The sequence below is a fragment of the Synechococcus sp. MU1655 genome, from assembly GCF_023630655.1.
In the GTDB taxonomy this organism is placed as follows: domain Bacteria; phylum Cyanobacteriota; class Cyanobacteriia; order PCC-6307; family Cyanobiaceae; genus Synechococcus_C.
Map to the genome: position 1 here is coordinate 1 of NZ_JAKUHK010000200.1, position 3,894 is coordinate 3,894.

Below are 3,894 nucleotides of genomic sequence, written 5' to 3' on the forward strand. Positions count from 1 at the left end.
CCACCTGCTCTCTCCAGAGACAGCCGACACTCGCTTGAGGCAGGGGAATTTGGATGCGGGCACGGGGCTCGAAATGCTGCTGAACGATCTGCAAAACGATCAAGACAGCTTCACCATGCTCGAAGCGGCTGGGAGCCTCCATGAAGGCCTGATGTACGGCCTCAGCCTCGTACAACTCGCTCAGGGACTCAATGCTCCTGTGATCCTTGTGCATCTTTGGCAAGACAGTCGGAGTGTTGATGCCCTACTCGCAGCGCAGCATCAGCTCGGCGATCGACTAGCCGGTGTTGTTTTGAATGCAGTAACACCCGATGAAGTCGAAGAGTTGAACCAACATGTTGTGCCGGCTCTACAGGCGCTGGGATTGAAGGTCTTCGGGGTGATGCCCCGATCTCCCCTTCTGCGTAGCGTCACCGTTGGAGAGCTGGTGCGACGACTTGATGCAAGAGTGATTTGTTGCAAAGAACGCCTCGAACTCCTGGTTGAGACCCTGAGTATCGGAGCCATGAATGTGAATTCAGCGATGGAATTCTTCAGGCGGCGGCGCAACATGGCGGTGGTGACAGGAGCGGATCGCACCGATATTCAGCTCGCAGCACTGGAGGCCTCAACGCAGTGCCTCATCCTCACCGGAGCTGGAGAGCCTCTCCCCCAATTGGTGAATCGTGCCGATGAATTAGAGGTTCCACTTCTGAAGGTTGAGCACGACACCCTGGCCACCGTCGAAGTCATCGAACAGGCCTTTGGACACGTGCGACTCCACGAAACAGTGAAGGCCACCTACGCCTTCCGACTCGTTGAAGAGCACTGCCAGCTAAGCGAATTATTTCGTGCCGTTAGCTGACCGTTTTCGCAGCGTTCATTGGGTCACGCTTCTCTCAAGGGGCGCTGCTAGCGTTTGCAATCGCCTGTGGGATGTCATTGAGCCGCTCTCTTGATCTTCCTGCACTCGACAGGGTCGACACACTTGCCCAAGAACTTGCCCTACTTCAGGACAAGGGAAAACGGAGAATTGCCATTCTTGGCAGCCGCCACGTGCCGGTTGTCGCAATTCATCTAGTGGAGCTGATCTCTCGATCCTTGGCTCAGGAGGGGCATACGTTGCTCACCTCTGGATCCCAAGGTGTGAATGCAGCTGTAATTCGTGGGGTCTTAGCCGTAGATCGACAACGACTCACCGTGCTGCTCCCACAGAGCCTCGATCGCCAAGTGGGAGAAATTCGTGACCAACTTGATCAGGTTCTCCATCTCATCGAAAAACCTGAGCATGACGATCTGCCCTTACCCATCGCCAGCAGTCTCTGCAATCAAGAAATCATTAACCGTTGCGATCAATTGATTTGTTTCGCATTTCATGACAGTGAAACGCTGTTGGCCAGTTGTAGAACCGCAGAAGACATGGGAAAAGTTGTTAGCCTTCTGTATTTCGACTAATCAACTTCTATCAAGTCAGTAGATTGCCCCGGCAAAATGTGACCCACTCCCATGATTCGGATACGCGTATTGAAAGACAAGGGCGAGTTGATAGCAAACAATGGTGATACATAAGAGTTTCCAGAACCCAAGACTCCCAGCGAGGATCGATTGATTCGCCGGTCAAGCTGAGTGGAGAAGAGCCTTAAGGCCCTCCACATACAAAATGCCGGTACAAAAGAGCGCCGAAGCCCAGCACAAACCTCGCAAAGCTGCAATGTTGCCGACGTAGGCACCGATATAAATCAGACGGAGGATTGGCTGAATGAGCGCAACAATTACGGCGATTCCTGGCAAAGGCCCTGTTTGAAGAGCGGCTATGAGAGCCAACAACGCTGCGGGTGCATGCAAGCCAAAGGATTCAAAACTGTTTTGATGGGCCCAACTAGCCCGCTTACCCCAGGTGGGTAGACGATCAAACATCGCCCTCGGAGCATCCATGTCAGCCATGGTGAAGTCAGCCTGGGAGCGCGCCGCACCTAGAGGAATAATGCTGACAATCACAACGGCGCCTGCCAGCACAAGGGACCAGGCATAGGGAGCCGCTGGAGCCGCTATGAACAACGCAATTAAATTCATGAGCTAGTCAAAAGCAAATCCTTTCTAAACAGCAATCTTCTCGACTGTGATTGCGTTCAGCCATCCAAGCCTTCTCACCTCGGATGGTGACCGGCTTAAGAGATTTACCAGCCATCAACGAATCGAGTCAACACCTCAGCAAAGGCAACGAAGAAGATACCGAAAACGAGACAGATGACCCGCACGCAAAAGCGCCAGAACTGAAAACCCCGATGCAGCTACAATATAAAATAGCAAGTCAAATCAACAGCAATACCCTAACAAGGCATAGACCTCATGAGATATCATAAAATCAACCGAATAGCAGCACTGATTACTATTTAGCCTCATCAAACCTTGGAGAAATCATAATACAGCAGCATTGCTTTCATGAACCGCTCTTACCGTAACGAGAGCAACTCAAAGTTTTACTCTCTACACGCTCTTGAAATCGCTAAGGCGCATCCGAATCGCTGACATCAGATCCAGAGCCCACTTCATCGCTGAGGCTTTGCCCTGGACGCCAACCACTTGCCCAAATCTCTCTGCATTGACGATTGAGAGTGTCCCGAGTCAAACCCCATCCAGCAACAACTTTCTCCAAGTCTGTCTTGATGTCATCAGCCCCAGGAAACTCTCCATAACGCGTCGCAAGTCTTGCCGCTGAGGTCAGCTGGTCGGGCCCTGGAGCACCTTCAAAACCAAGCAAGGAATCCAAAACATCCCGATCCGACGCATAGAGCGGATGGGTTTGCTGAATGTCTTCTGCCATAAGTTTTGAGCCTGCAGGCAACGACGGAAGAAGGAATCAGACATCCCTGTAGACACTCAAGCGCATTGAGATCAACACAGGCAAGCCTTTACCAACCACCCCCCGAGACGGGATCGAAGGAATCAGAGCCAGGGAGCGCTATCAAATGACTGGATAAGCACTCCTGACCCCCCAAGCAATCAGAGCAGAGATACTGCCCCATACAAAAAGAGAGGCTGTAAACAAACGAAATCTGTTTTCATTCTTTGGAAGTACGCGATGGCGATCCATTTAATGAGGCCTTCAAACCCTTTACTGACAAAGCTCGACAATGATCACAACCATTTCACAGGGTTAGCTGACAATGATGCCAAAAGCAAACAGCGTGTCTAAATTGAAGGTAACGCTAAAACCACATGGGCTTCGACAAGGGCGATAAATTCATCGACGACGCCAAGCAACGCGCCCACGACGCCATTGGTGAATCCAACCCAAAACTCACATCTCTTGAAAAAGGGTTTTTGCACGCCATGAAGCGACGCCAGGCCCGCGAAAAGCATTCAAGGAAAGGAAGTTAAGCTTTTCCTCATAACTCAAAAGATTAGCGAGAACATCTCCTTAAAATTAGCAACAAACAAGAAACTCCTTATATTTTTGATTGGCGGCAAAATATCACAAATAACATTATCAATATTTTTGATACCCGTAGCCCTAAACCACGTCTTATCAATCAATAATTAACCCCTCTCTTCTCTATTAAGCTTCACTTGATTAGTGATTCAACCATCAATCATCTCTACTCAGGAAACAATTTGACGTGTCTCAGCCATGACGCCCCGACTGAGCTGGTATCCCAAGGGGAGATCTTTAGGCCAAACAGACTGCGGCAACTTGGACTTGAAGCGATCAAACACCATTGAGCAAATCTCGAACGCCTCAGATCCTTAAATTTCCATTACGATGTAAAACCGTTTAGGAACCAGATGCTGAGAACGATTGTTTCGCTGTTGTTCGCTGCTGTGATGTGGGTTCAAGTCCCTCAATGGTCAAACGATTGGTCGAAATGCGCTGTAGACGTCCCTGACACAGCTTGCCACTGGTACGTCGTTGCA

General features: G+C 50.3%; 6 protein-coding genes. 4 read left to right on the forward strand and 2 right to left on the reverse strand.

Annotation, left to right across the window (positions count from 1 at the left end):
* On the forward strand, positions 1 to 844 hold an 844-nt coding region (locus NCN04_RS09160), incomplete at its 5' end, for a DRTGG domain-containing protein (RefSeq protein ID WP_250395883.1).
* Positions 845 to 915: 71 nt separating this feature from the next.
* Complete coding sequence (locus NCN04_RS09165) at positions 916 to 1,434, forward strand: DNA-protecting protein DprA (protein ID WP_250395884.1); 519 nt, start codon at positions 916 to 918, stop codon at positions 1,432 to 1,434.
* A gap of 162 nt (positions 1,435 to 1,596) precedes the next feature.
* On the opposite strand, the gene NCN04_RS09170 is transcribed toward NCN04_RS09165, so the two are convergent.
* Both NCN04_RS09170 and NCN04_RS09175 read right to left on the reverse strand, forming a co-directional pair.
* Positions 1,597 to 2,052 carry an MAPEG family protein gene (locus tag NCN04_RS09170; protein WP_250395885.1) on the reverse strand — a complete coding sequence of 152 codons (456 nt, stop codon included), beginning with the start codon at positions 2,050 to 2,052 and terminating at the stop codon, positions 1,597 to 1,599.
* Between the two features lie 433 nt (positions 2,053 to 2,485).
* A complete protein-coding gene (locus tag NCN04_RS09175; protein WP_250395886.1) occupies positions 2,486 to 2,803 on the reverse strand; it encodes a DUF3288 family protein in 318 nt (105 codons plus the stop codon).
* A 395-nt stretch (positions 2,804 to 3,198) separates the two neighbouring features.
* Between NCN04_RS09175 and NCN04_RS09180 the strand changes: the two genes are divergently transcribed.
* Complete coding sequence (locus NCN04_RS09180; protein WP_250395887.1) at positions 3,199 to 3,360, forward strand: hypothetical protein; 162 nt, start codon at positions 3,199 to 3,201, stop codon at positions 3,358 to 3,360.
* A 405-nt stretch (positions 3,361 to 3,765) separates the two neighbouring features.
* The coding region (locus NCN04_RS10780) for a DUF8643 family protein (RefSeq protein WP_502988778.1) at positions 3,766 to 3,894 on the forward strand (129 nt) is incomplete at its 3' end.